Annotated in this window: 22 protein-coding genes; 4 read left to right on the top strand and 18 right to left on the bottom strand. The window is 61.4% G+C overall.

The features are described 5' to 3' along the window. Position 1 precedes the first annotated feature (1 nt). The 13 genes from HMPREF2924_RS23740 to HMPREF2924_RS23680 form a co-directional block, all read right to left on the bottom strand. Positions 2–1,246, bottom strand: coding sequence for a sulfotransferase family protein (locus tag HMPREF2924_RS23740; protein WP_070700678.1), 1,245 nt, complete (start codon positions 1,244–1,246; stop codon positions 2–4). After that, positions 1,247–3,019, bottom strand: a complete 1,773-nt coding sequence (locus HMPREF2924_RS23735; protein ID WP_031641384.1) for a glycosyltransferase family 4 protein — start codon at positions 3,017–3,019, stop codon at positions 1,247–1,249. Further along, a complete protein-coding gene (locus HMPREF2924_RS23730) occupies positions 3,016–4,230 on the bottom strand; it encodes a glycosyltransferase family 2 protein (protein ID WP_169311280.1) in 1,215 nt (404 codons plus the stop codon). Before HMPREF2924_RS23730 ends, HMPREF2924_RS23735 begins: the two co-directional genes overlap by 4 nt. A 5-nt stretch (positions 4,231–4,235) precedes the next feature. After that, positions 4,236–5,720, bottom strand: coding sequence for a glycosyltransferase family 4 protein (locus HMPREF2924_RS23725; protein WP_003133298.1), 1,485 nt, complete (start codon positions 5,718–5,720; stop codon positions 4,236–4,238). A 96-nt stretch (positions 5,721–5,816) separates the two neighbouring features. Continuing rightward, the gene (locus HMPREF2924_RS23720; RefSeq protein ID WP_003133300.1) at positions 5,817–6,545 is read right to left on the bottom strand and encodes a glycosyltransferase family A protein; all 729 of its coding nucleotides are present in this window, start codon (positions 6,543–6,545) and stop codon (positions 5,817–5,819) included. A 16-nt stretch (positions 6,546–6,561) separates the two neighbouring features. Next, on the bottom strand, positions 6,562–8,118 hold the full coding sequence (locus tag HMPREF2924_RS23715; protein WP_003124966.1) for a sulfotransferase: 1,557 nt from the start codon (positions 8,116–8,118) through the stop codon (positions 6,562–6,564). 146 nt (positions 8,119–8,264) lie between these two features. After that, positions 8,265–9,533, bottom strand: a complete 1,269-nt coding sequence (locus tag HMPREF2924_RS23710) for an ABC transporter ATP-binding protein (RefSeq protein WP_003133303.1) — start codon at positions 9,531–9,533, stop codon at positions 8,265–8,267. A 19-nt stretch (positions 9,534–9,552) separates the two neighbouring features. Beyond that, positions 9,553–10,677 carry a glycosyltransferase family 4 protein gene (locus HMPREF2924_RS23705; RefSeq protein ID WP_003133305.1) on the bottom strand — a complete coding sequence of 375 codons (1,125 nt, stop codon included), beginning with the start codon at positions 10,675–10,677 and terminating at the stop codon, positions 9,553–9,555. A gap of 23 nt (positions 10,678–10,700) precedes the next feature. After that, positions 10,701–11,714 (bottom strand): UDP-glucose 4-epimerase GalE, encoded by a 1,014-nt coding sequence (gene galE, locus HMPREF2924_RS23700; RefSeq protein WP_003133307.1) that lies wholly within the window; start codon positions 11,712–11,714, stop codon positions 10,701–10,703. 147 nt (positions 11,715–11,861) lie between these two features. Continuing rightward, a complete protein-coding gene (locus tag HMPREF2924_RS23695; RefSeq protein ID WP_003133310.1) occupies positions 11,862–13,667 on the bottom strand; it encodes a hypothetical protein in 1,806 nt (601 codons plus the stop codon). A gap of 518 nt (positions 13,668–14,185) precedes the next feature. Then, a complete protein-coding gene (locus HMPREF2924_RS23690) occupies positions 14,186–16,465 on the bottom strand; it encodes a type II secretion system protein GspD (protein WP_003133312.1) in 2,280 nt (759 codons plus the stop codon). Next, the gene (locus HMPREF2924_RS23685; protein WP_003133315.1) at positions 16,449–16,940 is read right to left on the bottom strand and encodes a hypothetical protein; all 492 of its coding nucleotides are present in this window, start codon (positions 16,938–16,940) and stop codon (positions 16,449–16,451) included. Before HMPREF2924_RS23685 ends, HMPREF2924_RS23690 begins: the two co-directional genes overlap by 17 nt. Before the next feature lie 360 nt (positions 16,941–17,300). Next, positions 17,301–18,266, bottom strand: coding sequence for an AraC family transcriptional regulator (locus tag HMPREF2924_RS23680; protein WP_003133317.1), 966 nt, complete (start codon positions 18,264–18,266; stop codon positions 17,301–17,303). Between the two features lie 92 nt (positions 18,267–18,358). Here HMPREF2924_RS23680 and HMPREF2924_RS23675 point away from each other — a divergent pair, with 92 nt between their 5' ends. Continuing rightward, positions 18,359–19,192 carry an oxidoreductase gene (locus HMPREF2924_RS23675; RefSeq protein ID WP_003133319.1) on the top strand — a complete coding sequence of 278 codons (834 nt, stop codon included), beginning with the start codon at positions 18,359–18,361 and terminating at the stop codon, positions 19,190–19,192. An 89-nt stretch (positions 19,193–19,281) separates the two neighbouring features. On the opposite strand, the gene HMPREF2924_RS23670 is transcribed toward HMPREF2924_RS23675, so the two are convergent. Both HMPREF2924_RS23670 and HMPREF2924_RS23665 read right to left on the bottom strand, forming a co-directional pair. Then, positions 19,282–19,644, bottom strand: coding sequence for a hypothetical protein (locus HMPREF2924_RS23670; RefSeq protein ID WP_003082890.1), 363 nt, complete (start codon positions 19,642–19,644; stop codon positions 19,282–19,284). After that, positions 19,641–20,258, bottom strand: a complete 618-nt coding sequence (locus tag HMPREF2924_RS23665; protein ID WP_003133321.1) for a suppressor of fused domain protein — start codon at positions 20,256–20,258, stop codon at positions 19,641–19,643. Before HMPREF2924_RS23665 ends, HMPREF2924_RS23670 begins: the two co-directional genes overlap by 4 nt. Before the next feature lie 308 nt (positions 20,259–20,566). Here HMPREF2924_RS23665 and HMPREF2924_RS23660 point away from each other — a divergent pair, with 308 nt between their 5' ends. After that, positions 20,567–21,220, top strand: coding sequence for a hypothetical protein (locus HMPREF2924_RS23660; protein WP_016561706.1), 654 nt, complete (start codon positions 20,567–20,569; stop codon positions 21,218–21,220). A 113-nt stretch (positions 21,221–21,333) separates the two neighbouring features. On the opposite strand, the gene HMPREF2924_RS23655 is transcribed toward HMPREF2924_RS23660, so the two are convergent. Then, on the bottom strand, positions 21,334–21,867 hold the full coding sequence (locus HMPREF2924_RS23655) for a GNAT family N-acetyltransferase (RefSeq protein WP_003109583.1): 534 nt from the start codon (positions 21,865–21,867) through the stop codon (positions 21,334–21,336). A gap of 135 nt (positions 21,868–22,002) precedes the next feature. Here HMPREF2924_RS23655 and aceK point away from each other — a divergent pair, with 135 nt between their 5' ends. Beyond that, the gene (aceK, locus tag HMPREF2924_RS23650) at positions 22,003–23,736 is read left to right on the top strand and encodes a bifunctional isocitrate dehydrogenase kinase/phosphatase (protein ID WP_003133326.1); all 1,734 of its coding nucleotides are present in this window, start codon (positions 22,003–22,005) and stop codon (positions 23,734–23,736) included. 20 nt (positions 23,737–23,756) lie between these two features. Here the strand turns inward: aceK and pdxB are convergent, their stop codons facing one another. Next, on the bottom strand, positions 23,757–24,899 hold the full coding sequence (gene pdxB, locus HMPREF2924_RS23645) for a 4-phosphoerythronate dehydrogenase PdxB (protein WP_003133328.1): 1,143 nt from the start codon (positions 24,897–24,899) through the stop codon (positions 23,757–23,759). A gap of 214 nt (positions 24,900–25,113) precedes the next feature. Beyond that, on the bottom strand, positions 25,114–25,620 hold the full coding sequence (locus HMPREF2924_RS23640; RefSeq protein ID WP_003086962.1) for a winged helix-turn-helix transcriptional regulator: 507 nt from the start codon (positions 25,618–25,620) through the stop codon (positions 25,114–25,116). Positions 25,621–25,728: 108 nt separating this feature from the next. Here HMPREF2924_RS23640 and fabF point away from each other — a divergent pair, with 108 nt between their 5' ends. Further along, complete coding sequence (fabF, locus tag HMPREF2924_RS23635) at positions 25,729–26,997, top strand: beta-ketoacyl-ACP synthase II (RefSeq protein WP_003133331.1); 1,269 nt, start codon at positions 25,729–25,731, stop codon at positions 26,995–26,997. Position 26,998: the final 1 nt, after the last annotated feature.

Raw genomic sequence — 26,998 nt, 5'->3', positions numbered from 1 at the left:
CTCAGGGACACCCCGTCTCGCTGCCGAACAGACGGGACAGGTTTCGCAAGGGTTTCGTGAAACGCCAGAAGCGACTGTCCAATATAGCCATCAAACGGGCGTGAGTATCATCGCGATCTACCTGCGTGCGCCGTAGCAAGTTGTCCGTTTCGGCGAGATTGCGCTGAGCGGAAACAAGTTCTTCGCGACACACCGACAATCGCCGAGAAAGTTCCCGCATGGCTCGTTCGTTCTGTTCGTCCCGAGCACCGGCCTCAAGCAAGCGATCTCTCAGTCCATCGTTCAGTTGCCTCTGTGCGGTACAGCTCATGGCCAGGTCAGCCACCTGCTCGCTGAACCGCGTCATGCTCTCGTTGTGGGACGAAGCCGATTGCCAGAGTTGCCTGTCCAGCTCCCCCACGTACTCCAGCAACGGCATCGCTCTGCTGAATTCCCGCTCCAGGCCCTCCCACCCTTCGATGTCGAACCGGTCCACGGCAAGCTGCTGCAGTGCCTCATGCACCTCGAGCAGCGCCTGAAAGCTTCCCGCTGCGGCAGCCAACGCGCTCGCATCATGGGATGAGTGACGCAATGCGACATCCAGGACATCACCGACGAAGCGGGCGCAAGCCGACTCGTCCACCGGCAAGGAAAGTCGATGGCCAATACGGCCCAGTTCCTGTCGCGGCAGAGCCAGCAATCGATCGTAGTCGACCACCACGGCCCCCTTGTGGAGCGCCCACTGCATCGAGCGACAGGAATGTTCGTACCAGAGCATCAGGCTCTTTTCCCGACTCAAGTGGTCACGGGCAGCAAGAGACTCCGCGACGCTAAGAGGATGGCGAACCGCAATGACATAGTCGACCCATAGCCCCAATGCATCGAACGCGGCTTGCCAGATCGGCATCAGACGCGGCATACGCGGATCCTTGATACCCAGCAGCGCCTTGCCTGCCAGTAGCTCAGTCAAAAGCGCCATGGCCTGCTGCACGATCTCTTCGAATCGCTCGACGCCCAGCACCCGGCGACTGGACAACCCGACGTCGCCCGACGAAAACCCGCACAGGGCCAGGACTCTGTCATTGAAAGCCACCAGGCGGGCATCTTCCCAGTATCCCTTGGGGTTGTCCGGCCTGGGTGGGATCAGATTCTCGCCAAACTCGACCCCGAGCGCCTCGAGTCCGGCGGAAAGTACGCTCGTACCGGAGCGATGCATGCCGAGAATCACCACCACCCTGGGCGTCATGGATGAAACCTCCCTATTCATTCAGTGCTTCCTGATCTTTTGCCAAAGCGCCTTCGCCCCGAATGTGCGCAAGAAGAACACCCCCTTCGCGCATCGCTCCAGGAATCTTGAAAAACGGCCGTGCTTCTGGATATCCAGCCGGCAGCGCAATCCGTTTGCCAGTCGGTAGGACGCCCATTGCATGGACAGCCTGGCCGCCCCCAGGGCAGGCACCGGACTATCCGTGCAAACGCCGCATGGAGTCGAAACCGGCACGCGTTCCAGCAACTCCCGCAAACGCCGCTCGAAAAGAGACAAGGTGAATGCTTCGCGGATGCGGCGTGCGGAGTTCTGCCCCATCCGCCTCAGCATTTCCGGTTCGCGCATGAGGCTCTCGAGCCTAGCGGCGTAATCCCTGGCCTCTCGTTCGGCATCGCGCCGCGGAACAAGGAAGCCGCAGTGGGCAGAGACCAGTTCTGCGTGACCGCCGACATCGGCTGCGACTATGGCCATTCCGCACGCCATCGCCTCGTAGAGAACCAGTGCGATACCTTCGCCGGCCGATGGCAGGAAAAATATATCGGAGGCCTGGAACAACTCGCGCAACGCAGCCTCGTCCTGCCAGCCCAGCATCCGTACCCGCCCGGCCAAGCCATGGCGCCGGAGGTCGTTCCGCAGCTCCCCTGCCAGCTCGCCATCGCCCAGTACCAACGCGACGAAATCACTACCACGGCGCGCCAACTCGCCAAGGCTGGCGGCAAACAGCTCCGGTCGCTTCTGCGCGCAGAGCCGCCCCGCATAGGCGATCACTACGCACTGCGGAGCTATTCCCAGGCGCGCCCGGACCTTCGCGCGCGTCAGGCTGTCGGGTTTCCACGAGTCCACATCGGCGAACCAGTGCAACACCTCGACCTTGCTCGCCTCGACGCCACGGTCGAGCAGCCAGTGGCGCAGGTGCCCGGATACGACCCAGTGCCTGTCCAGCAAGGCAGTGCATCGCGCGGCTCTACCCGGATGGCCGCCATCGTCCCAGCCCTCCTCCATATGATTGAGGTCGACCACGGGCAAGCCCGGGTAGCGGGTCCGGACGTACCCCAGCACGTCATAGGCGAATGCAGAGTTGGAAAGCAGCATCAGGTCGGGTTGTCGACTGTCCACCAGATAAGCAAGGAAGCCGCAAGCTTTCTCGGCAGCCAGAAAGTCCGGGAGCACCCAGACATCCGCAGTGAGCGCGGTAAAACGATCCCGCCACCTATGCTCGGCCGCCAGGCTGGCGACCACCGTCAGCATCCAGCCCTCCCGGGCCAAGGCTCGAAGCATATCCAGATTGCAACGATCCGCTCCGCCTGGCTCAAGCCAGGGCGCCAGCAGCAACAGGCGCTTTCCCGGTGCCTTAGGCAAGCCCCCCGGCGCCAGCATGGCCGGCGAGCAAGGCTGCCTGCGCCCGTTCAGCCTTGCGCCAATACGACCCTCGGGCAACGACCTGCGACTGACGAAGAGGTCGCCGCGGCGCGTATCTTCGCGAAGTTCGACCCACGGCAGGGTCGGTCGGGACAGCAGGAACCAGATCGCCTCTTCCAGAGCAGTCGCCCTCAGGGCTGCCGGTGCTCGCGGCAAGTACAGTACCGCCATCCCCTCTACCGGCAGACAGTCACTGTCCACTCCTGGGCAATGAAGCCAGCGCCAGCGTTTCAGCGTCTGCGTCTCGAGAAATGCGGCGATTCGTTCGAGTTCCTCCACGCTGCAATCGCAGGCCGTGAGGATGGACAGCAACGGCACGGCATCGGCGACGGGACCTCGCGAAAGAACCTTCACCACGCCGTCCTGCCCACGGAAAACACCTTGGAGATTCCGCGGGTCCGCCTGAAGTTATCGATGAAAGCCGACCATTGCCGCTCGTGCAGCAGGTCGTCCAGCCAGTAGATGGCGCTCGCCCTCTCCAGCAGCCAGCCCGGGAGCTTCCGGCATCCACCGGCAATGACGAAAACCGTCGAGGACGCTGGCAGCTCATCGAATTGTCGACGCCATGCGTTCCAGTCCTCGGTGAGCGGTCTGTCGGCCACCACGGCTACCGCATCGGATATGACGGCGTTGTATTGGTCGGCGCGGGAGAGGTTGAGCAGAGGAGGATATGCCCAGCAGTCGTAATAGCCTTGCCGCTGCGCTCGAAGAAATGGACTCCCTCGATAGAAGCGAGGATGGCGAGTCCGCATACGCTTGTAAGAACTCAAGGCATGACGTTTGCCGGTCTCCAGTCTGGAGCCGACCTGGCGGTGATAGAACAACAGGGGTTCCCTGATCAGCCTGCCTCGCACCCCACATCCGACCAGGGCGATCCAGAAATCCCAATCCTCGAACTGTGCCTGCCTGGCTTCGTCGAAACCGCCTACCGCCAGCCAGTCATCGCGATGAAAGATCGCAGAGACACAGAACGGATTGAAGTAACGCAACAGTCCGGGATGAAAGCCGGCGGAACGATGCAGCCGATGCTCCTCTCCCACCACCTGGACCCAGCTGTACGCCAGGCGGACGCCAGAGTTTCCCTCCAGCAAGACCAGGCACTTTTCCAAATAGGTGGACGCCAGCCAGTCATCCGCATCCAGGCAGCAGATATAACGCCCCCTCGCCCGCGCCACACCGGCATTCCGCGCGGCGGATGGCCCACGATTGGGCTGGCGCAGGAGCGTCATGCCGGGCTCCTGGAGAGCCTCGAGGAGGTCCAGGGTCGAAGGGTCATCAGAACCATCGTCGACCAGAATGATCTCGAAGTCCTGGAAGCTCTGCCGGGCCAGGCTATCAAGCGCGCGCCTCAAATACCTCCCATGGTTGAAGCAGGGAATGACCACGCTCAGCAGGGGCTTCTGCGGATCCCACGGAGTGGCGTGTCCGGAAACCTGCCGGAGCACCGAGACCGAACCGATATCGAGGACAAGATGGACCAGGAGCCTTCCCTTCTCTCCCAGCCACGAACGAAAAGCAGGCGGTAGGGAAAATAGCAGACGTTGCAGAAAATGGGCCGACCTCACGCCCTTCACCTGGACACCGGTTCGGTTTCCATGGAGACCTCTTGCTCAGGCCGCACGCCCCCAGGCAGGTAGCCGGGTATCTTCCTGGCCGCATCCCTGAATGCGGCCCAGCCATGACGTCGCGTCAGCAACTCGCGGGCGCGTTTCACCCGTCTCGCCGTCTCCACGGGATTGCCCAGCGCACTCCTGATTGCCCTTGCGAACTCGCCGGCATCGGCGTCAGCGCCGACCAGATAGCCCGTTTCGGTATTCAGGAACTCAGCGATACCCCCGACGTCGGGGGCGACTATGGGCAGCCCTGCGGCAGTGGCTTCGAGCAAGATGTTCGGCAAGCCGTCATAGCGAGAGGTATACAGCAACATCGCATATCGCCCCTGCCGAGCCAGGGCCTGGAAGGAGTCGTAACGCCCATGAAGCCTGACATTCGGCAGGCGTCGCAGCTTCCTCTGGGTTTCTCCCCTGCAAGCAGGATCGACCTCGCCATGGACTTCGAACAGGTATTCGGGAAGCGCCAGGGCAATCTCGTAGAGCAGGCCCGGCCTTTTCTGCGGCGAGATACGGCTGGCCCAAAGAATCGTCGAGCCTGCGGTCGGAATCGCCTCTGCATGGTCGCTGGCGGGAAAGTAGAGCCCATGCATGAGCTCCGGCGGAATGCCGTCCCGCTCGTGAATCTGTTGGAGGAAGGTCCGGTTATCCGAAAGCAGGCCCGCCAGGTGCATCCAGGACCGTGGGAGGAACTCGCTGGCATAGCCGCAGCGAACCGCATTGCCGTCCAGGTCGTCGCAAAAGACGCTGGCATAAATCCGCTTACCCTCGAACGTCAACGTCTTGCCATGCCGCTCGAGCAGTTCCCAGGCCAGTTGCGAGTTGATGATGTGGAGACTCCTGGCAGGACATTGCAGCAAAAGGCGCAGCAGTACCAAGCGCCGGTCCTCCTCGCCGAGCAGATTGCCCAGGCGTCCGAATTCCACCACCCGAACCTCCGCCGGAAGCCGGTTGAGCCAGGGAGACACCACATCCCGCGTGACCACTACCGTCACCTTCACGCCCATCTCGGCGCATAGCCGCACATGATGCAGGATTCCCAGGTCAGCGCCACCACGCTGCAAATGCGGGACGAGGAAGACCATATCCGGCGCATATTCGATGAAGTCCGCCAGACATCCCCGGTACAGTTGCGCCGGTCCGTTATCTATCGGGGCCTTCCAGGAAGTGAAAACGCGCAGCTTCGCCGCCGAGGGATACAGGGCAGGCTCGATCCGGGCCAACGCCTTCATTTCGTCGACTATCCATGGCGGCAGCGCCATCGGAGAGGGTGACGGTACGACGACTGCCTCCTTGAGCAACCAGCCCTTCAAACGGTCGCAGACCAGTATGAAGCGTTGTAGTTGGCGCTCGGAGAGCACCCGCCGCAACGATCCAAGAATAGGTGGATAGGCTGTGCGAGCGAAGCTGGCCGCACGAGCTTTCAGTCTGCCGTTCAGGCTCATCAGGAAAGTTCCACTTGGTAGAAGTGCTGGATGCTCGGCTCATCGATGCGGGGCTGCCGCGGCAGGCATGTGCCTCCCCGGCCCCAGAGAAGCCGGCTAGTGATCGAAACACCGTCCATCGAAGAATCGTCCGGGGCGAACCACTGCGTTCAGCGCGCCCATGGCGGCCAGCATCGATGCTTCCTTGCGGCGATAGAACAGGCAGGTGCCGCTAGCCAGGGTGTGCTTCCGACCGGACGCAATCACCTCGAGATTCCAATGCCAATCTTCATAACCGAAGCCGGATTTCCCGACTCGGGTCTCCAGGTATGGAAGCTCCTGGAATACGGCTTTCTCGGCTACGGCAACGGAAACCCATGGGTGATACTTGAAGCAACTTTCCACGGGATAGTCTTCGCTCAGTTGATCTACCGAACGCCCCAGCAAATGGCAGGCTCCATGGCTCACCGTGTACTCGGGATGGACCACGACGCCATTGCCCTTCTCGGATACCACCTGCAGGGCTTCGACCAACCAGTTCGCCGAGCAGTAGTCGTCGCCATCCAACACCCCCACCGTGGACGCATCCGCGCTATCGATCCCGGCGTTCCGGGAAAGCCCGAGATCACCATGCTCGACCTGAAGGACCTTGTCGCCCTCGCGCAGGACCGGATGCTGCCTGACGATTCGCAGAGTCGTTTGCGAGGCGCGGTCGAGCACCGCCACCAACTGCACGGAAACCCCATGGTGCGACGCGAATTCACGCATGCGTTGAAAACCCAGCAGGCTCCAATGCGCCAGCACGTCTTCCGCATGGAAATTCATGATTAAACTGATATCCGGCATAAGGGTTCTCCCGGTTCTACAAGACGTAGTGGAATCGCTCGGCAACGTCGCAGACTATGTTGGCAACCAGCTCCTGCTCGTCCGGCGCCAGCCCCTTGCTCCATGCCACAGGCTCGTCGAAAGGCAAGGGGCGGTTGTTTCGCAGAGCGGCCAAGGTCGTTTGCGGCGCCTCGACGAAGTCCTCGCAGCGCAACAACTGGACGTCATCCCCGGCGTCCTCCAGTTGCAGTGCCAGGTAACGCCACCACAGAGCACGCCGGACAGCTAGGTGGTCGGTATCGGCAATGGCCAGCAGTGCCTTGCGCTGCCATCCCGTGAGGGCCAGGTCATCGGGACATCCGAACGGCTGGCGTTCGACGGCAGCCTGGCGCAGGTGCTCGAAGGTGTTCGCCCAGGAGTTCAGGGTGTCGTAGGGATGACGGATGGTTGCGATCAGCAACGCCGTCGGCATGACCTTGCGGATCAGGGGCAGCCGGGCGATATAGGCAAGCGTGTTCTTCGTTCCCAGGTGAAACGAAGCCCCCCGCACCTCAGCGAAATAGTCGCTGGACTGATCGTTGCCCCTGGCAGTGTCGTCGACCAGGCGGCCATTCACATGCTTGTTCGGCACGGGCCTGCCCGCCAGGATGTCGCGACGTAACTCTGCGTAGTAGCGTGGCAGTCCCCAAGGAAGAGGCGAGAGTTTCAGCGCTTCGAATACCTGAGGAGGTTCATTGAGCACCACGGTGTCGGGCTGCTGGGAGAGCAGACGGCATAGATGGCTGGTTCCGCTCCGGGGAATCCCGGTGATCACCAGGTCCTGTCCGGCCTCGACAGTGCCGGTGGAATCACCTTCCGAGAAAGCCAGCCGAGGCGCAGGAGCCAGGATTGCTTTCTTCCAGTTGGCATCCAGCGCAAGCACTTCGCGCAGCTCAGGGAAACGCTTGCCCAGTTCGTCCAGTTCGGCCCATAGCGAACGCTCGCGGACAAGTGTGTCGAGAGAATGGTAGTGGCAGAAAAAGGGCGGTAGGGACGCAGCGGATAGCGGCTTGATATGAAGCGGATAATTGAACCGTTCGCTGAGCGCTCTCGTCTTGTAGTTCAACGCGTGCAGAGCGACGGGTAGCGTCAGCTGGTCCAGCCAGGGCATCTTGTTGGTGATCAGCGGGTCCGCATGGACGCGTTCGGCGAGCCTGTACCAGACTTCGGCGAAACGCCTGGCATCACGTACCAGGATAAAGCCAGCGTTATAGTACGCAGGCATCGCTTCCCCGGAACAAGTGGTCACTACCCGATCTCCAGGCAATGCCGATCCCGCATGAGCGTATATGCGTTGCCAGTAATCGTTCTGTTTTGCCACCAATGCCATATCGGCAGGTTTGAGTGCCGCATCGAAACGACAAAGCATGTCAGCTTCGAATGCATCGACACAGATCATGTCACTGTCGAGAAACAACGTATGCCCAACAGCCGGCCCCAGCGCCAACGCCGCGAACTTGTTGCCTATTGGATACTCTGGCCCGAAAGGACTATCCATAGGCAAAAGAGGAATGCCCAAACGCTCATATAAGCGCCGGGATGCATCGCTTGGCACACCCCAGTCAGCCTTTCCCGATGGACATGCGGCAATGATATCCATGGAAAAGCCAAAGCGTTTGCGTAGAGAAGCCGCCAACACGGCAGACTTGATTTCCAGCTCGCCGGCGTGGACGACGAATACCATGGTCAAAGACGATGACTTCATTGGGTAGCCCGGGTCTCGCAGCAGAACGGAACCGGCTCGAATGCTCCATGCAGGTTCACCACTGCATCGAAGCACTTGGGCGAATTGAAGACCCTGAATATCGCCGCATTGACCTGTTTATCCATGAGTTCGCAAACGGACTCCGACAAAGAGTTCTCCAGACGAAACGTCAAGGCGTATTCGCCGGCCTGCAAGTCGCAGTCGAAGCTGATACGTGTTCTCAAGCGCCCGTCAGGCTCGACATTCAAAGCCTTGCCCTGCAATAAATTGTTTATGCCATAGAGGTTGTAACCGCGCTGGTCACGGATAGTCAGGGTGATCTTTGGGTGCTCCGGGACGGGTAGGTCAAATTGCACAAGTACCTCGACCCAGACACGTTCGCCCGAATCGAAGTAATCCCGGGCTTCGTCAAGTACACCCATGCGGATGGATAGAAACCTGCCCTGCCCATTTCCATATGCAATTACCGAGTTCCCGTGTTCGCCAGAAGCGATCAGGCTTCCTGAGCGGACTTCCGCCCGCTGTGTCTCTATACTGTCCCGCAGATAGAGTTCCGTGGCTGTTTCACAGTCGCCATCGAATATCACTCTACCTTTGGATAGATAGATCGCTCGACTACAATAACTCTTGATCAACTGTATATCGTGGGAGACCAGCAGGATGGTGATGCCTTTCAGCAGCAGTTCTTCAAGCCGGTTCAGGCATTTGAACTGAAACGCGGCGTCACCTACCGCCAGGGCCTCGTCCACGATCAGCACATCGGCATCGACATATGCCGCAATGGAGAAAGCCAAACGCACGAACATACCGCTCGAATATGTTCGAACCGGACGATCGATGAACTCACCGATATCGGCAAACTGGATTATCTCGTCGAGGCGTTCAGAAATCTCCTGCTCGCCCAGTCCAAGAAGCATGGCATTGAAGATTATGTTTTCCCTGCCGGTGTACTCCATGTTGAAACCGGCCCCCAGCTCCAACAATGCCGCTACCCTTTCTGGGCGAACCACCTGTCCACTCGTAGGGCGCAAGGTACCCGCAAGTATCTGCAGCAAGGTGGACTTCCCGGAGCCGTTGCAGCCGATTACTCCAACCACCTCCCCAGGAAAAACCTGGAAACTCACATTCCGCAGAGCCCAGAATTCCGAATAAAACTTCTTTCTCTCACCCCAGATGGCCTGCAACATCCTTTGATGAGGAGCCCTGTAGACTCTAAAACCCTTGCTTATATCTACGGCCGCAAGTACCGGCGCATTACCATTCATACAACTCACAGCCAGATCCCTACAACGCAGAAAGCATCGTATTGTTTATCCTGAAAACGTCATAGCGCTGTTCCGCCAACGATCTACTGGCTTCTCCCATACGTGCGATGAGCGAAGGCGACTCGATGAACTTCAACATTGCCGCGGCTAAACTCTGCGGACTCTTGATCGGTACCAGAAACCCATTGACACCATCCAGTACCGTTTCACGACATCCCGTCCAGTCAGTCGTTATCACAGGCTTCCCCAGGGACATGGCCTCCTGACTACTTCTCGGCACACCTTCTCTATAATAGGATGGCAGCACGAATACACTTGTATTGACCACCCATGCCTTGATGTCATGCACATGGCCAGGCCACTCCAACAAGCCTTCGGCTACCCACTGATTCATTTCCTCCCGTGAAACCTTTCCTGGATTACTGTCGACGCCTCCCAAGACCAGAAAACGCGCGAGCGGACTGCGTTTTCTAACGATTCTCGCGGCTTCCACAAAATCATAGATACCTTTCTCCTTGAGAAGACGAGCGACAAACACGAAAGTAATAGGCCGCAACACGGGAGAACTCGCGGCAAAATAATCAAGATCGACGCCTATACCCGGCAATATCAAGGCACGTCCCGTCTTGGCCAGCCGAGGGCTCACAAACAGGTCATAGTCATCCTGATTGAGCAGAAATACACGAGACGAGAACCGAAGGACCAACCTGATCGAACAGGTCACGACATGCCTAAGCAGCTTCCGTAGAAAATGGGTATAGCCTTCTTCCGAATAGATGAAACCAGCGCCTTCGATCATCGAATAGCGTAATCTGACGCCCGTCAAAAAAGCCGCGATACCACCGTAGATAACGGGCTTTATAAAGTAACTGAACACGGCATCGATCTTCAGCGCCCGCAGCTTGCAGATCAGACTCAGGAGTGCGTGCAACTCCTGAAAGGGATTCATGCCCGCACGTTTCAAGCTGTAGGAAACCGGAATTGCTCCAAGCTCCGAAACTTGACGGCTTGTCACTTCATCATAGTCTGGAGCGAAAGCGTAGACCTTCGCTCCTCGACGTACGACCTCTCGAATGAAATCGCCACGAAAATTGTAGATTGAAAAAGCCTGATTGGAGATCAGCGCAAGGTTGCTAAAAGGCAACCCATCGACAACAGCGGCGTGATTCATGAATACCCACTCGGATTGGAAACCTGCCAGCGCCAGGCATCCGCAATCATGCATTCGAGGCCCAGCCCCGCCTTCCAGCCCAACTCTCGCTCCGCCTTGGAAACATCCGCCCAGCACTCGGCCACATCGCCTGGGCGGCGACCGGACACCGTAAAGGGAATGCGCCTGCCAGAGACTCGCTCGAAAGCTTCGATGACCTGCAAGACCGAATAGCCGGTGCCCGTCCCAAGATTCCAGACGTGGTAGCCGTGCCCCTGCCCCAGGTATTCGAGCGCCCTGGTATGTCCTGCTGCCAGGTCGCAAACATGGATGTAGTCCCGGACTCCCGTCCCGTCGATAGTCGGATAGTCGCCGCCATGTACCGTCAACCGACTCAAACGTCCGACTGCAACCTGGGCGATATAGGGCAGAAGATTGTTTGGGGTACCGCATGGGTCCTCACCGATGAGGCCGCTTTCATGAGCACCGATGGGATTGAAGTATCTGAGCACCGCGATGGACCAACGCGCATCGGAGCTAGCCAGGTCATCGAGCATGTGCTCGGCAGTCAGTTTTGTCCGGCCATAGGGACTGGCCACGCCTCCCACTTTCGAACTCTCGGATATAGGCAAGGTGCCAGGCATCTGATAGATCGTTGCGGAAGAACTGAAGACAATCTTGAATACCCCGACCCTCTGCATGGCGCGTAGCAGCGAAATAGTTCCCTGAACGTTGCTCTCGTAATACTCCAGCGGGTCATCAACGCTTTCTCCAACAGCTTTCAACCCTGCCAGATGAATGACCGCATCAACCTTCTCATCGATCAGCAGGCGCTCAACAAGAAGACTGTCTCTAACATCTCCCAGTACGAAGCCAACCGGATGCCCGGTTATTCTTTCCACTCGCTTTAGAGATTCCGAAGAACCGTTGACAAGATTATCCAGAACCACAACCTTGGCGCCTTGGCCTAAGAGTTCGACCAACACATGAGAGCCAATGAATCCTGCACCTCCTGTGACCAATACGCGCATCTCGCCTCACCTTGATACGTACAGAGCTGGGTTTTCAGGGGTAAGAACTCCCATCGAGCCCGTCTGTAACGCACTCTCTTTCTACTTACCCAGTGGAAAAGGAGGCGATCGAGAAGATCGCCTCCTTTGGCCTGCAGCTAAAGTGACTTAGTTGCGGTTGTTACCAGCCTTGTGGTTCTCCGAGGTGGACGAGCCATCTTCGTTGAAGTTGCCTTGGGTGGTGGAGGTCATGTTGGTGATGGTGCCATTGGCAGAGCGGATCAGGCCGAGCGCCTCGCAAGTTGGGAACTCGCCTTCCAGGACCAGACGTGCGCGACCGTTGGCACCGTTCCAGTTGGTACCGTCGATACCGAAGGCCTTGGCTACTTCGGTTACGGTGTACACACCGGTTTCGTGCGCTTTCAGGGCAGTCTTCCCGCTCGAGTCGGTCAGGTAGGTGCTGCCAGTCGCCGGATAACGCTTACCGTTCTGGTCGAACAGTACCCCGCGCACCTTGCCGTCCCGACCATCGTCGCTGGTGTTGGTCAGACGAATGAAGAACTGGTCGGAAACATTGGAGCCAGGCAGATTGAACAGACTGGCGACGCAACTGTTCTTCCAGAACTCGTCGAGACGGTTGCCTGCAATGGTACGGTCGACATAGCGTACGTTCTCGAAGTCGACCTTCAGATCACCCACGTCGAAACGTTGCAGCGCCTGCATCGGCACGGTGCCGGAAGCCTTCACGCAGACATTGTAGGTCTGGTTGATATTCGAGTTGTCGAACGATACCGGCAAAGTACCGTTGCCCTGCGCATCCACTACACCTTCGATGGCGGCAGAATTCCAGAGCTTGGCGGCAGCCCCCGGATTGGCGGCAAAGGCGGAGCAGTTCCCGGTGGTCAGGCCAATGTCGCTGATCCCGTTGAAGTTACCCGACAGGGTGCTGGTCACCTTGTCGCCACCGGCGAAACCAAACACGGTTCGACCCGCCTCGTTGAGCACATCCGTATTGATGCCGAGCCGTACGGCGCCCAGACGCGCATAGTTGGCACCATAATAATCGGTGTTATCGCCACCGACGGACACCGTGGTATCGAAGGAGCGATCCTGATTGTTCAGGTTCAACGGATGCAGGACGCGATTCTGCCCATACTGGTTGGTGTTGAGAACGTCCCAGTAAACCGCGGGCAGCGAAGTGAAAATGGTCAGGGGCGGTGCAGAGTCGTTATTCGCAGGGTTGCCAGCATCGGCGCCAGTGGTGGTATCGAACTGTGCGGAAACCGTGACCTGGAAACGCAATTCGTTCAGCGGGTCGTTCTGCAGGCTCACTTTCGGATTCCAGGATCCAGCCACGAAGGTGGCATCGCCCTGAAGCGGAGCGCGCATGTTGGTGACCTTGGCAGGCTGACTGTCCTGGCTGCTCGGCTCGCGGAAGTTGAAGAACACCACGTTGCCGCCGGTTGCGGTCTGCTTGATCATGTCGGCACCCGCCTGGTCGAGGCGCAGCTCAAGCGTGTTGTCGGTGGCGCCAGTGCCGCTGGTGATGACGAAGCCGCTACCCGCCGCCAGGGCGCCGATCTTGATCTGGTTGGCGGTCACGGCCTTGGCGAAGCGCACGACGGTACGACCAAGGGTCAGCTTGATGGTGTGGCCCGCAGCGGCATTTCCAGCCTTCACTGGATCGATGGTGTAGGTAACGCTGGGCAGGTCAAAGGTAGTTTCTTCGGACTTGTTGCCGAAAATCTCCTGAGCCAGGGTGATGTTGGCCGCCTTGCTGTCGAGGTTGGCACCATTTTCCACACTCTTGCCGACGACATAGTTGGCCTGTCCTGGTCCGTACTGCTCGGTTGCACCAGGCGAGTTCGCCTCCAGAGTGGGGCTTGTGGCAATAGCAACCACTCCGGCAGCGTTCGCGACTCCAGCAAACAGTGCCGAAGCTACAGCGGCGCTGAGTAGTGTTCTTTTGAGCATGAGAAAATAACTCCTTGAAGCGTTTATATTGAGCATTCCAGTCAAGTGTCCATCTTTGGACGACACGCTAATGATCATGTATCGGTAATCAACCAACACATCGACAGGCCTGACACCATGAATACTTCCAATCATTCCGGTGACACCGATCGAATTGACGCCCAACCACTACCTGAAGTGGCCACACAGGCACCAACGGATGGCTTTATATAATTGCCAAAGCACCTCAGCAATAGCAAAAAGTGCGTTTTCACCTCTTCCTATTTAATAAATGAATTTTCCTACGAAAGAAGGTAAAAACAAAAACCGTAAAATAGAGAAAATTCTTAAGAATATCCAAGCGATCACGAACAAACGTTTCTAAAAACCGGGTCACACCCAGAAGTAAAAGGCTACTTCTGAGCATTTAGAAAGAAGATTCGCAATAGATTTTTATGGATGGATACGGCCCGGAAAGTTCCAGGCCTATCGGGGACCACGACGAGAGTCGTCTAGATGAGTGTTGCAGGTGACCGACCTCATTCCATACGGCAGGCGCCCGGTCTATCGGAGCAGGCCAGTGTCTTGCTCAGCATGGCGCGCAGCTTTTCCGTCACTTCCCTGGCATCGGCATCACTTTCCAGCACGTAAGGCTGGATCAACATGATGACTTCTTCACGGGTCTTCACGGCTTTCTGGCGTCCGAAGAGGAAACCGATCCCGGGAATGTCCTTCAGGAGAGGCACGCCAGCGTTGGAGTCCGTTATGTTGTCCCGAATCAGCCCCCCCATCAGCACCGACCCACCGCTTTTCAACGTAAGCGATGTTTCCAGCGACGTCCTGGAAATCTCCGGAGCGCTGATTCCTCCGCCACTGGCCTTGCCACCGCCGCCGGAAGAACCGCCACTGTCGCTCAACTCCTGGCTGACCGTAAGATCGACCCGACTATCCGAGTAGACTACGGGGGCGACATTCAAAATTGTGCCGGTAGAGCGGTAGGCAATTTCATTGCGCAGGTTGGTGCTTCCAGCAGTGGTGCTGTCGTCGTTGACCTGAGCCGTTGGGATAGGAATATCCCGACCGACATTGATGTTGGCCTGCTCGCCGCTCTTGACCAAGATACGGGGAGTGGCGAGTACCCGGACTCGTTGATTGTCCGCCATTGCCTGGATGGCTGCGGTATTGCCTCCGGCGGTGTTGATGACGTAGTTGAAGCCTCCTTTCCCGGCGCTGCCCTTGCTTCCGGTCGAGGTCGCGCTATTGAAACTGCCGTTGAGCATCTCCCACTCCACGCCCAACTCCTGGGTGTCGCTGAGACTTACGCTGGCCACCGTCACCTCGATCAATACCTGGCGGGCCGGCTTGTCCATTTCCCGGAGCAAGCCCTGCATCTGCTGCCAGGTACGCGCCGCTCCTCGGAACAAGATGGCGTTTCGATTCTCGTCCTCCACTATGCTGCCGCTGCCGCTGATACCGGCCGCCAAGCCACCGAGCAAACCGTTAGCACTGTCGCCCCCCACCAACGCGGCGGCACCTGCGGCTTGCAGCAAGGGAGCGACCGCCGGTGCCGCGCCATCTTCTCCGGCGCGCCTGCCACCGCCAGATCGCTTGGAAGCGCTGCTTTGCAGTCCGGAGGTGATCCCGTAGGCACCCTCCCCAGCGAACCCCGATACCAATGCCCGCAACGACTTGGCCAGTTCGGTGACACGGGTATTGCGAGCTTCGTAGAAGAACAGCCCTTCCTTCTCCTCGCCGATACCTGCGGCAACCGCCATCGGAGCCCTGTCGACCTGCTGCGCCCACTCGCGCACCAAGTCGAGAAGCTGGCCATCGTTGGCGAAGACGATGAGGCCATTGGAACTTTCCAGCGGTACCAGCATTATGCTGCCGACCGCTTCGCCGATACCGACGCTGTAGCCTTGCGCCGCAATCACGCTCTTGAGTTGACTGGCCATGTCGGCAGCACTGACGAAGGCCGGGTCGATACGCAGGCTGTGACGTCCACGCATGAAAGGTTGATCGAGAAGGCGGACGGCTTCGGTGGCCTGGTTGACGATGGAAGACATGCCCTTGAGCATCAAGCCACTCCGCGCACCATCGGCCATCACGCTCAGGCCGGATTTTTCGTAGGCACTGTTCAACCAGGGAATCACATCCTTGGGGTCGACGCTGTGCAACGCCACGAATTGAAATACCGGCCGATAGGCAATCGGCACACTAGGCCGTGCTTCGCCACTGATGAGAATGGGCGGCTCGTCCGGGCTGAGCCCTACCTGCTTGATCTGGAAGCGATAGATATCGCCTTGGTGGAGTATCTCCACGCCGTAGTTGACGAGCACCTGGCGCGCGACTTCGTAGACCATCTGTGCAGTCTGCGGCTGTTCCAAACGAACGGTCACGCGATCAGTCTTTTCCTTCAGAGCGCTTTCGATCTCAAACGGCAAACCGAGGATGTTGCCGAATACCTCGTTGATGAATGCGGCAAGCTGCACGTCCTCCACGTTCAGACTGATGTCAGCCTTCTTGTCGTCGAGGATCGCCTTGTCCATTCGATCGACTACACCGCCTACGATCGACCGAGGCGATGTGGGTGTGCCACTGAACTCCGTCTTCGGAACAGCCATCGATGCCGTAGCTTTCTTTCCGTCGTCGCTCACCAGGGCTACGCCCTCGGTTGCCTTGGCTTTTTCCGACTTCGCGAGCAATGGTTCGGGAAACTGCAATGGGGAAGTACTGCAACCTGCCAATAGGGCCAGACAGACGACAACGGACAACGGGTGGCGCAAGAAGGCAAAGCTCGGCCTATGGCAAGGGTGCATACAGTTTCCTTTCAAAACCCTGGGTGTTCCCGTCCTGCGAGAACGAGAAGCGGATTCCTTGTTCAGTGATGCTCTCCAGACGCTCGCCGCCAGGCAGAGTGGCGCCCGCCGCAAAACGCCGCAGAGGCTCCTCGGCGCTTTTGGCAACAAGGGCGAAGATGCCGCCTTCATCGCGGACAATGCCGCGTAGCAGCCAATCGACCTTGATTAGCGCCACTCCATCCACGCCCACCGAAACCCGCTTCGATTCAGCTTCGCGCTCCTCGTCCACGGCTCTCCCCCACCACGACATTCCAGCCAACTTGCCGGCAACTGTCGTATCAACCGCAACGGACGGAACTTCCGCCAGAACCCACTTCCGGGCTTCAGGAGTGGGCAAGGCGGAAAGATCGGCACTCGGAGCAAAGGCAAGTCCGGCAAAGATGGAAGCGACCAGAAGCAGAAGATTCCAGCGAGCAAAGGCATGAGGCGTCATTGGGTTAGCAGATGGCAGGATGGAAAGCGATGAGTTGAAGATGCGGGAAGTGTGGCATTTATAGAAAATTGAAAATCCTGAGTTAGAAGTAAGAAAACTCCCAACTTACAAGTCGTAAAACCCAATCATTTCGAGACTCCATCGCCAAGCACGCAAGGACCCGACCATTACGGCAGGCGGCACCGGATGGATAGGCAAACAGTGCAGTCGGTACGGGTAACGGCTTGCACACCCCGCGCAGGATTCGCGTCACCCGGCCAGGACTGTCACTGCACCAAGACGCCAACAGCGGCAATGCAACCGACATTCACCTAGCGAACTCGGCCAAGAGCAGGAAGGCGAACCGACTCCACGCTCGCCCTAATGCGACGACACGTACTCCGCCTCCCCCTGCGCCGGCGGCAGCGAGAATCCCGCGCGCAGGCGCCGGGCCTCGGCCAGCGGCGAGCGGCCGAACAGACGCTTGAACTCGCGGTTGAACTGCGAAGCGCTGGCGTAGCCGACCGCATGGCAGGCGGCCTGGGCGCTCATGCCCTGGCGCACCATCAGCAGACGCGCCTGGTGCAGGCGTGTGCACTTCAGGTACTGCATCGGCGAGGTCTGGGTGATCGCCTTGAAGTGGCTGTGGAACGACGGCACGCTCATCCCCGCCTCGCCCGCCAGTTGCGCCAGCTCGAGCGGCTCGGCGTATTGCGCGTGGATGCGGCGCAGCGCCCGGGCAATGTTGCCGAAGCGCCCGCGCATGGCCAGTGCCGCGCGCATGGCGCCGCCCTGAGGGCCGGTGAGCACGCGGAAGTACAGCTCGCGCAGTAGCGCAGGCGCGAGGATCGCTGTCTCCAGCGGATCGCCCAGCGCCTCCAGGAAGCGCATCACCGATGCCCGCAGCGGCGCGTCCATAGGGCTGGACATCAGACTGCGCGGCGCTTCGACCTGCGCAAGCGCGCGCTGGCGGTCGATCTCCACCGCCAGCCCGGCCGCCAGCGTGAAATCCAGGTGCAGGTAGATCGCCAGCAGCGGTCGCTCTGGCATGGCATCGGTCTCCATGGTGAACGGCACCGGCACCGCCACGGCCAGGTAGTGCTGCTCGTCGTACAGGTAGATCTGCTCGCCGAAATAGCCGCGCTTTCGCCCCTGGCAAACGATGACGATCCCCGGATCGTAGAGCACCGGCGTCCGCGCCAGCGGACGATCCGAACGCAGCAGGCGGACGCTGTCGAGCCCGGTGAGGTTGTAGCCCTCCCGGGGCGCCAGGTTTTCGAGCAACGCGACCATGCGCTGTCGGTCGGCGGAGCGGATGGCTTCTAAATCAGGCAGTGATGCGCTCATAGGATCAGGCAATAAAATGAGAAATACAGGTCTCTTAAACGGGGGTATTGCTGCGTATTGTGCACTCATTCCCCCGTAACGGAGTCATCGCCATGTCGTTTCGCAAAACCCTGTTGATCACCGGCGCCAGCAGCGGCTTCGGCCAGGCCCTGGCCCGCGAGGCCCTGGATGCCGGTCACCGCGTGGTGGGCACGGTGCGCAGCGAGGAGGCCAGGAGCGCACTGGAAGCCGTGGCGCCGGGACAGGCCTTCGGCCGGTTGCTGGACGTCACCGACCTCGCCGCCATCGAGCCGACGGTCGCAGCCATCGAGCGCGACATCGGCCCGCTGGACGTGCTGGTGAACAGTGCCGGCTATGGTCATGAAGGTATCCTCGAGGAGTCGCCGCTGGCCGAGATGCGCCGGCAGTTCGAGGTCAACCTGTTCGGCGCGGTCGCGATGATCCAGGTCGTGCTGCCCTACATGCGTCGGCGCCGACGCGGTCATATCCTCAACATCACCTCCATGGGCGGCTACATCACCATGCCCGGCATCGCCTACTACTGCGGCAGCAAGTTCGCCCTGGCAGGGGTTTCCGAAGCCTTGGGCAAGGAAGTGGCCGGCCTCGGCATCGCCGTCACCGCGGTGGCCCCCGGCTCCTTCCGCACCGACTGGGCCGGCCGTTCGATGGTCCGCAGCCCCCGCACCATCGCCGACTACGACGCGCTCTTCGACCCGGTCCGCCAGGCGCGCCAGGAAAAGAGCGGCAAGCAGCCGGGCGACCCGCGCAAAGCCGCGCGCGCCATGCTCCAGGCCATCGACGCGGAAAACCCGCCGGCGCACCTGCTGCTGGGCAGCGATGCACTGGGGCTGGTGCGGCAGAAGCTGAAGGCGCTGGAGGAGGAAATCGCGGCGTGGGAAGAGGTCACGCGGTCGACGGATGGATGAGGTTTGGAAAGTCGTAGACGGATAATTCCACGGCATTATCCGCCGATACCGCGCCGAACCGGCGGATAACCGCGCTGCGGTTATTCACCCTACGCCATAGCCAGGTTGCTGGCCCGCTCCGACAACGGACAGCCCTTTTCCTGCAAGTACCGAATCGCCTGCCGTGCCGTGGCGGGATTCATCGTATTGCCGATGAAGGTCGTCAGCGAGTCGGTGAACTCCAGCACGATGTTCTCGGTGTAGTGCCATTTCCGGTAGTCCACCCGGGAAATGCTGGAATACGGCTTCGAGCGCGTGCGGATGACGCGGAACTCGACACGGTCCGCATGCAGGACCAGCCGCGGGGACAGGTCGCTGTGGGCCCAGCATAGCCAGGGAATGCCTTTCCAGCCGGCAAACGCGGCGACCAGGCGCACGTTCAGGCCGCTGTCCGTCGCAGGATCCTTCGTCACACGCCCTCGCCTCCCAGATAACAGCCGCGCTGCTTGTCCACTGTCACCGGATGCGCGTTTTCCGCAAAGACCGGCATCAAGCCATCGATTCCCTGTTCGCGCTTGAGCCGGTATTCCCGTTCGGAAAGCGGCACGACCCACAACAGGTCGACGGGATGGGCTGCCGCGTGGAAATCGTCGAACAGCCGCGCATCGATCTTCACCAGGGTATTCAGCAGCAGGAAATGGCGCAGGTGCCCACCCTCGAAGATCGGCATGCCGAACTGCACCGTATGCCCGAAGCCCAGGACGAACCTGTCGTAGAACGGAAGCCCGGCCAGCCATTGGGTGGTCTGGAGGTCGTGCCGGTCCGCCTCGTCGAAATACCAGATCAGTTCGCTCGCCCAGCGCTCTCCTTCATAGGTGGGCAGGAAGTTCATGGGCTGGCGGCTCATCCCGGCGGTGATCAGCACATCGTGCGGCCTGCCCGTGTCCTCTTTGCGGTAGACGAATACGTCGATCGCCGGCACGCCAGCGCTATCGTCCCAGTATTCGTGGCCTGGAAAGACCGTGCTCGGTTCGCTGCCGAAGTGGGCATCGTATTTCGAGCGCAGGGTCTCGATGTAATCACTCATGTTCCGACTCCACCTTCATTCCTTGTCGGGCCCGGTTTCGCGACGGCCCGAAGCCGATTCTGGCCAGCGTCGATCCCAGGTTGTCTTTCAGCCAAAGCAGCCGCTTGGGGGCAGCTATTCTTCGGGGGGCGACAGGCCATCCACTTGGCCCTGCGCCCAATACTTTTTCTCTTTTTGAAGCGTCAGGCGCCTGCCTGATTGCGGTTGCACGCCTTCAGTGGCCGTTCCTCGAACAGGACGCACTTCGAATATCCGGCTCGGCCAATCGAAGCTGGTCGTGAAAGCCGCGAATAAGCAAGGAGCATGGTATGGCTATCACTCTCATTTTGGGTTGCAAGCAAGGTGACTTCAACGCACGGCACGATGGCTCCTGCGAGGGCATTTCCTTTTATTTCTGCATGCGCGCGCTCGACCTGGGTCCGGTGCCAGGACTTGCCGACCTGATGCAACAGCGGAATATCGGTGGGAAGGTTGAGCGAATCATGGATCTGCAGGACCAGATCTGTGGTGGTCTCATGAGTTCCGGCACCTATGAAACCGGTATCGACGGCGTGCCGATCAGCAACCCCAGCGGGGGCAACCTTCCCGGTATTCGCAATCAGGGCAAGGCGATCCAGGCGTTTCATAACCTCTACTCACAGGAGGCACAGACCCTGGGATGCAAATCGATTGGAACCTTGTCCTCCTTCTTCGAGGGAGGCTTCGTCCAGTTGCTGACGCACACCATCCAGCTGTTGATTCGCAGCCGGCGCGGCGCGGCCCTGATCGCCATGCAAAGCCCTACGCCCCACTCGGTGGCGCTTGCCTATGACGGTAGCGATCTCTATTTCTTCGATCCCAACTCCGGCGTTCACGAATTGACGAACCTCGCCTCGGCAGCTACGGAACTGGAGAACCACCTGACGACCCGCTATGCAGTCCCCTATTGCGTTCACGCCAATATGTTCAAGTTGAACCACTGAGCGGATCACGCGCACATCCTGCTATCGACGAACTTCCGAGTAAAAGGTTGGGGACGGATTCATTTGCCGGGCAAACTGGCCGCTGCTGGCCGGAGGCAGCCTCCCGGCCATCCTCACTCCCCCACCCGCCCCTCGACCCTCCGCAAGCGCGCCATGCTGTACACGTCCACGAAGCGCCCATCCCGCACCGCGTAGTCGCGCATCTCTCCTTCGGTCTCGAAGCCGAACTTGCGATACAGCGCCAGCGCCGGGGCGTTGTCGGTGTAGACGGTGAGTTCGACGCGGCGCAGGTTCATCCAGTTGTCGGCGATGTCCAGCAGTTCGCCGAGCAGACGGCTGCCGACGCCCTTGCCCTGCCAGGCGACGGCGACGCCCAGGCCGATGCTGCCACTGTGGCTGCGGCGGATGCGCGGGTGCTGTTCGAGGCTGGCGCTGCCGATGACGTCCCCCTGGTGCAGGGCGACGAGGATCAGCAGGCGGTCGTCGTCCGCGCTGTCGTGCAGGCGCTTGCGGCGCTGCTCCACCGACTGGTAGGGCATCTGCAGGACCTGGCGGGCCACGGCGGGGTCGTTGTACAGGGCGGTGAGGCCTTCCACGTGGCGTTCGCTGTAGCGTTCGAGGCGGATCGTCGGCGATTCGGCGGTCATTGCGGTCATCCCTGGGCTGTCTGGCCACCCAGCATAAGCGTCTGCGCCGGGCTCGACCAGCCGGTCGGAGATCGCGCTTTCCCTGCCGCGCGGCTCTGGCTAAGCTCGACCTTCGAACAACGAAAGGACGCCAGCATGGTCCAGAGCGCCCCAGCCAGCGAAATCGCCGCCCTCATCCTGCGCGGTTTCGACGATTACCGAGAGCAGTTCCGCGAGATCACCGACGGCGCCCGTGCCCGCTTCGAGCAGGCGCAGTGGCAGGAAGCGCAGCGCGCCTCGGCGCAGCGGATCAACCTCTACGAGGAAAAGGTCGCCGAGACGGTGGCCGGGCTGCGCGCGGGGCTGGCCGACAGCGAGCTGCTGGACGTGGAGCGCTGGCCGATCATCAAGAGCGCCTACATCGCGCAGATCGACCTGCGGCTGGACGACGAGCTGGCCGAGACCTGGTTCAACTCGATCTTCTGCGGGCTGTTCAGCCACGACAACATCAGCGACGGCACGATGTTCGTGCACACCACCCGGCCCTCGCTGCGCGCCCACGCCCGCGCGCCCTACACCCGCACCTACCGGCCGGGCGGCGACCTGCGCCAGGCGCTGGAGAAGATCTTCGACGACTACCGCTTCGACGTGCCCTACGACGACCGCGAGCGCGACCTCGAACGGATCGACGCACTGCTGCACAGCAACCTGCCGGACTGGGTGTGCAAGGACCCGGACCTGGCCATCGAGCTGATCGGCTCGGTGTTCTATCGCAACAAGGGCGCCTACCTGGTGGGTCGCCTGTTCACCCCGGACGAGCAGTGGCCGCTGGTGTTCCCGCTGCTGCACCGCGAGGGCCACGGCATCCAGTTCGACACGGTGATCACCGACGAGGCGGAAGTCTCGATCATCTTCTCCTTCACCCGCTCCTACTTCATGGTCGACGTGCCGGTGCCGGCCGAGCTGGTGGCCTTCCTCAAGCGCCTGCTGCCGGGCAAGCACCTGGCCGAGCTGTACACGTCGATCGGCTTCTACAAGCAGGGCAAGAGCGAGTTCTACCGCGCCCTGATCAACCACCTGGCGACCACCGACGACCGCTTCGTCATGGCCCCCGGCGTGCGCGGCATGGTGATGAGCGTGTTCACCCTGCCCGGCTTCAACACGGTGTTCAAGATCATCAAGGACCGCTTCAACCCTTCGAAGAGCGTCGACCACGCCACGGTGATCCAGAAGTACCAGTTGGTGAAGAACCACGACCGGGTCGGACGCCTGGCCGACACCCAGCAGTTCGCCGACTTCCGCTTCCCGGTGAGCAAGTTCGAGCCGGAGTGCCTGGCAGAACTGCTGGAAGTGGCGCCGTCGACGGTGGTGATGGAAGGCGACGTGGTGCTGATCCGCCACTGCTGGACGGAGCGGCGCATGACCCCGCTGAACATCTACCTGGAGAACGCCAGCGAGGCGCAGACCCGCGAGGCGCTGAACGACTACGGGCTGGCGATCAAGCAACTGGCGGCAGCGAACATCTTCCCCGGCGACATGCTGCTGAAGAACTTCGGCGTGACTCGCCATGGCCGGGTGGTGTTCTACGACTACGACGAGATCTGCTACCTCACCGAGGTGAACTTCCGCTACATCCCCGAGCCGCGCTTCCCCGAGGACGAGATGTCGTCCGAGCCCTGGTATTCGGTGGGGCCCAACGACGTGTTCCCGGAAGAATTCCCGCGCTTCCTGTTCGTCGACCTCAACCAGCGCCGGCTATTCGCCAAGCTGCACGGCAACCTCTACGACGCCAAATACTGGCAGGGCCTGCAGGAGCAGATCCGCGAGGGCAAGGTGATCGACGTGTTTCCCTATCGGCGGCAGGAGACGCCTGAGCAGTTGCTCAAGTAGACCGAACCAGCCGCCCATTCCTAGACCAACTGCGCCCCCAGCGCCCGCACCACCCGCTGCAACTCCGCCCGTCCACCGGTGGCGACGCGCAGGCCGGTGATCTCGCGGCGCGGCGGGTAGTGTTTGCGCAGGGCGTCGAAGGCGGCGCGGCGGGTGGCGCTGTCGCCGGTCAGGCTGCGGCGGAAGGCGGCGTCGTCGCTGCGCGGGTCGTATACCGCGCGGCACAGCGTGGCCAGCGCCCAGACCGGGTCGCAGCCGGGGTTGAGTTGCAGGCCGGCGAGCCAGGTTTCCGGCAGCACGTCTTGCAGGCTCACGCGTTCGGCGATGCCGCGCCAGGCGCAGTAGGCCTGGTAGATCTGTGCGGTGCCGCGCAGCTTGCCTTCCAGGCTGTAGCCGGCGATGTGCGGCGTGGCGATCAGGCAGCGCGCGGCCAGTTCGGGGTCGGCCTGCGGTTCGCCTTCCCAGACGTCCAGCGCCACTTCCAGGTCGGCGCCGCCTTCGAGCAGGCGGCGCAGGGCTTGGTTGTCGACCACCGCGCCACGGCTGGCGTTGACCAGCCAGGTACCGGGACACAGGGCGGCCAGGCGGGGTTCATCCAGCAGGTGGCGGGTCGGGTGTTCGCCGTCGCGGTTCAGCGGAGTGTGCAGGCTGATCACGTCGGCCTCGGCCAGCAGCCGTTCCAGCGAGACGAACTCGCCGTCCGGCTCGCGCGCCTGGCGCGGCGGATCGCAGACCAGCACTTTCCAGCCCAGCCCGCGCAGCACCTCCACCAGCCGCCCGCCGACCTGCCCGGCGCCGACCACCCCATAGGTGCGTTCGGCCAGGTCGGCGCCGCGCACCTCGGCCATCGCCAGCAGGCAGCCGAGCACGTAGTCCACCACCCCGCGGGCGTTGCAGCCGGGCGCGCTGGACCAGGCGATGCCGGCCTCGGCGAAGTAGTCGAGGTCGAGGTGGTCGGTGCCGATGGTGCAGGTGCCGACGAAGCGCACCGGCGAGCCGGCCAGCGCGGCGCGGCTGACCTCGGTGACCGAGCGCACCAGCAGCACGTCGACCTCGGCCAGCGCCGCGCGGTCGATGGCGCGCCCGGGCAAGCGGCGAATGGAGCCCTGGTCGGCGAAGAAGGCGTCGACCACGGGAATGTTTTCATCGGCGAGAATACGCATGCAGACCTCCGCGAACGAGGCTGCACACTCTAGCAGGCCGAGGGCTCGCGGTGTTGCCGAACGGCTCGCGAGGCGGACCTGCGAGCGCCATGCGCAAGCCTCGACGATCGCGTTTTTCCCAACCACGACCGCGAACGATGGCCAGCTACAAGGAACAGAACCGCGAATGCCTCGTCCGCCTCCTCGACCAGGCGGCGTACGCCAGGGAGCCCGTTCATCGAGCCGGTAGCTCGCTCCGCTCCGGCATGGCCGCCAGGCGCTGGCGCATTTCCTCGCTGGCGGCAGGCCCGGCCTGCACGGTGCATTGCTCCAGCGGTACCGTTCGGCCATCGGCGAGAGCCGCCATGAACGAGCGCACCGGCCGCCCGCTTGTTCGCTCGACGAGCTGCACGCTCTGCCCTTCCTCTGCGTAATGGCGATTGCCCCAGGCGACGAAAGCCATGAGCACGACGCGAAAATCCTCGCCCTTGGCCGTGGGCACGTACTGATAGCGCAGCGGACGCTGGCTGTAGGGCTGGCGTTCGAGCAGGCCCGCCTCCACCAGCGCGTTCAGGCGCCGGGTGAGCATGTTCGGCGCGATATCCAGGCTGCGGGAAAATTCGTCGAAGCGGCGCAGGCCCTGTAGCGCATCGCGCATGATCAGGATGCTCCACCATTCGCCGACCCGTTCCAGGCTGCGGGCTATGGGGCATTCGGCATCGGCGAAGGTCTTGCGTTGCATGGTTCTTCCTTGGCGAGGCTCACAAAGTGCTGGTCCGCATGTTACTTTCATGATGATAGTTACGTCCACTGACTGCTATTCCATCGGAACAGAAGGACTCGGACCCTCATGAGCAAACGTATCGTCGTCACCGGCATGGGCGCGGTCAGCCCGCTGGGCTGCGGAGTCGAACCCATATGGCAACGCCTGCTGGCCGGGCAATCGGGCATCGCCACGCTCCCAGCGGAGCTGATCGGCGACCTGCCCATCAGCATCGGCGGCCAGGTCCCCGACCGTGTCCAGGACCCGCAGGCCGGCTTCGATCCCGACCTGCTGCTGGCCGCCAAGGAACAACGCAAGATGGACCGCTTCATCCTCTTCGCCCTGGCCGCCGCGCAAGAGGCCCTGGCGCAGGCCGGCTGGGCGCCGCAGAGCGCCGAGGCGCAGGAGCGCACGGCGACCGTCATCGCCTCCGGGGTGGGCGGCTTCCATGCCATCGCCGAAGCGGTGCGGACCACCGACGGCAAGGGACCGCGGCGCCTGTCGCCCTTCACCATCCCGTCCTTTCTCTGCAACATGGCGGCCGCCCATGTGTCGATCCGCCATGGCTTCAAGGGACCGCTGGGCGCCCCGGTGACCGCCTGCGCGGCGGGCGTGCAAGCCATCGGCGACGCGGCGCGGATGATCCGCGCGGGAGAGGTCGACGTGGCGCTCTGCGGCGGCGCGGAAGCGACCATCCACCGGGTCAGCCTGGCCGGCTTCGCCGCCGCGCGCGCCCTGTCCAGCGATTTCAACGACAGCCCCGAACGCGCCTCGCGCCCCTTCGACCAGGCCCGCGACGGCTTCGTCATGGGCGAAGGCGCTGGCCTACTGGTCATCGAGGAACTGGAGCACGCCCTGGCGCGCGGCGCCAGGCCCATCGCCGAGCTGGTGGGCTACGGCACCAGCGCCGACGCCTACCACATGACCGCCGGGCCGGAAGATGGCAGCGGCGCCCGCCGGGCCATGCAGCAGGCGCTGCGCCAGGCCGGCGTGGAAGCGGCCGCGGTGCAGCACCTGAATGCCCACGCCACCTCCACCCAGGTAGGCGACAAGGGCGAACTGGCCGCCATCAAGGCCGTGTTCGGCACCGGCAGCGGGCTCGCCATCAGCGCGACCAAATCCGCCACCGGCCACCTTCTGGGCGCCGCCGGCGGCATCGAGGCGATCTTCACGGTCCTGGCACTGCGCGACCAGCTCGCCCCCGCCACGCTCAACCTGGAAACGCCCGACACCGACGCCGAGGGCCTCGACCTGGTTCGCGGCGAAGCCCGGCGCTGGCCGATGGAACACGCGCTGTCCAATGGCTTCGGCTTCGGCGGGGTGAATGCCAGCCTGTTGTTCCGGCGTTGGGTGTAGG

The sequence above is a fragment of the Pseudomonas sp. HMSC063H08 genome (assembly GCF_001813645.1).
Taxonomy (GTDB): domain Bacteria; phylum Pseudomonadota; class Gammaproteobacteria; order Pseudomonadales; family Pseudomonadaceae; genus Pseudomonas; species Pseudomonas aeruginosa.
Note: the sequence above shows the minus strand (reverse complement) of the source record. Positions and strands in the feature narration are given on the sequence as shown.

Excerpts from the sequence above, each read along its gene's own strand:
- HMPREF2924_RS23725 (WP_003133298.1), bottom strand. The coding sequence starts at position 5,720 with ATGAGCCTGAACGGCAGACTGAAAGCTCGTGCGGCCAGCTTCGCTCGC.
- aceK (WP_003133326.1), top strand. The coding sequence starts at position 22,003 with ATGGTCCAGAGCGCCCCAGCCAGCGAAATCGCCGCCCTCATCCTGCGC.
- HMPREF2924_RS23710 (WP_003133303.1), bottom strand. The coding sequence starts at position 9,533 with ATGAATGGTAATGCGCCGGTACTTGCGGCCGTAGATATAAGCAAGGGT.
- galE (WP_003133307.1), bottom strand. The coding sequence starts at position 11,714 with ATGCGCGTATTGGTCACAGGAGGTGCAGGATTCATTGGCTCTCATGTG.
- HMPREF2924_RS23640 (WP_003086962.1), bottom strand. The coding sequence starts at position 25,620 with ATGCAACGCAAGACCTTCGCCGATGCCGAATGCCCCATAGCCCGCAGC.
- HMPREF2924_RS23655 (WP_003109583.1), bottom strand. The coding sequence starts at position 21,867 with ATGACCGCCGAATCGCCGACGATCCGCCTCGAACGCTACAGCGAACGC.
- HMPREF2924_RS23665 (WP_003133321.1), bottom strand. The coding sequence starts at position 20,258 with ATGAGTGATTACATCGAGACCCTGCGCTCGAAATACGATGCCCACTTC.
- HMPREF2924_RS23720 (WP_003133300.1), bottom strand. The coding sequence starts at position 6,545 with ATGCCGGATATCAGTTTAATCATGAATTTCCATGCGGAAGACGTGCTG.
- fabF (WP_003133331.1), top strand. The coding sequence starts at position 25,729 with ATGAGCAAACGTATCGTCGTCACCGGCATGGGCGCGGTCAGCCCGCTG.
- HMPREF2924_RS23690 (WP_003133312.1), bottom strand. The coding sequence starts at position 16,465 with ATGCACCCTTGCCATAGGCCGAGCTTTGCCTTCTTGCGCCACCCGTTG.
- HMPREF2924_RS23695 (WP_003133310.1), bottom strand. The coding sequence starts at position 13,667 with ATGCTCAAAAGAACACTACTCAGCGCCGCTGTAGCTTCGGCACTGTTT.
- HMPREF2924_RS23675 (WP_003133319.1), top strand. The coding sequence starts at position 18,359 with ATGTCGTTTCGCAAAACCCTGTTGATCACCGGCGCCAGCAGCGGCTTC.
- HMPREF2924_RS23680 (WP_003133317.1), bottom strand. The coding sequence starts at position 18,266 with ATGAGCGCATCACTGCCTGATTTAGAAGCCATCCGCTCCGCCGACCGA.
- pdxB (WP_003133328.1), bottom strand. The coding sequence starts at position 24,899 with ATGCGTATTCTCGCCGATGAAAACATTCCCGTGGTCGACGCCTTCTTC.
- HMPREF2924_RS23740 (WP_070700678.1), bottom strand. The coding sequence starts at position 1,246 with ATGAATAGGGAGGTTTCATCCATGACGCCCAGGGTGGTGGTGATTCTC.
- HMPREF2924_RS23685 (WP_003133315.1), bottom strand. The coding sequence starts at position 16,940 with ATGACGCCTCATGCCTTTGCTCGCTGGAATCTTCTGCTTCTGGTCGCT.
- HMPREF2924_RS23660 (WP_016561706.1), top strand. The coding sequence starts at position 20,567 with ATGGCTATCACTCTCATTTTGGGTTGCAAGCAAGGTGACTTCAACGCA.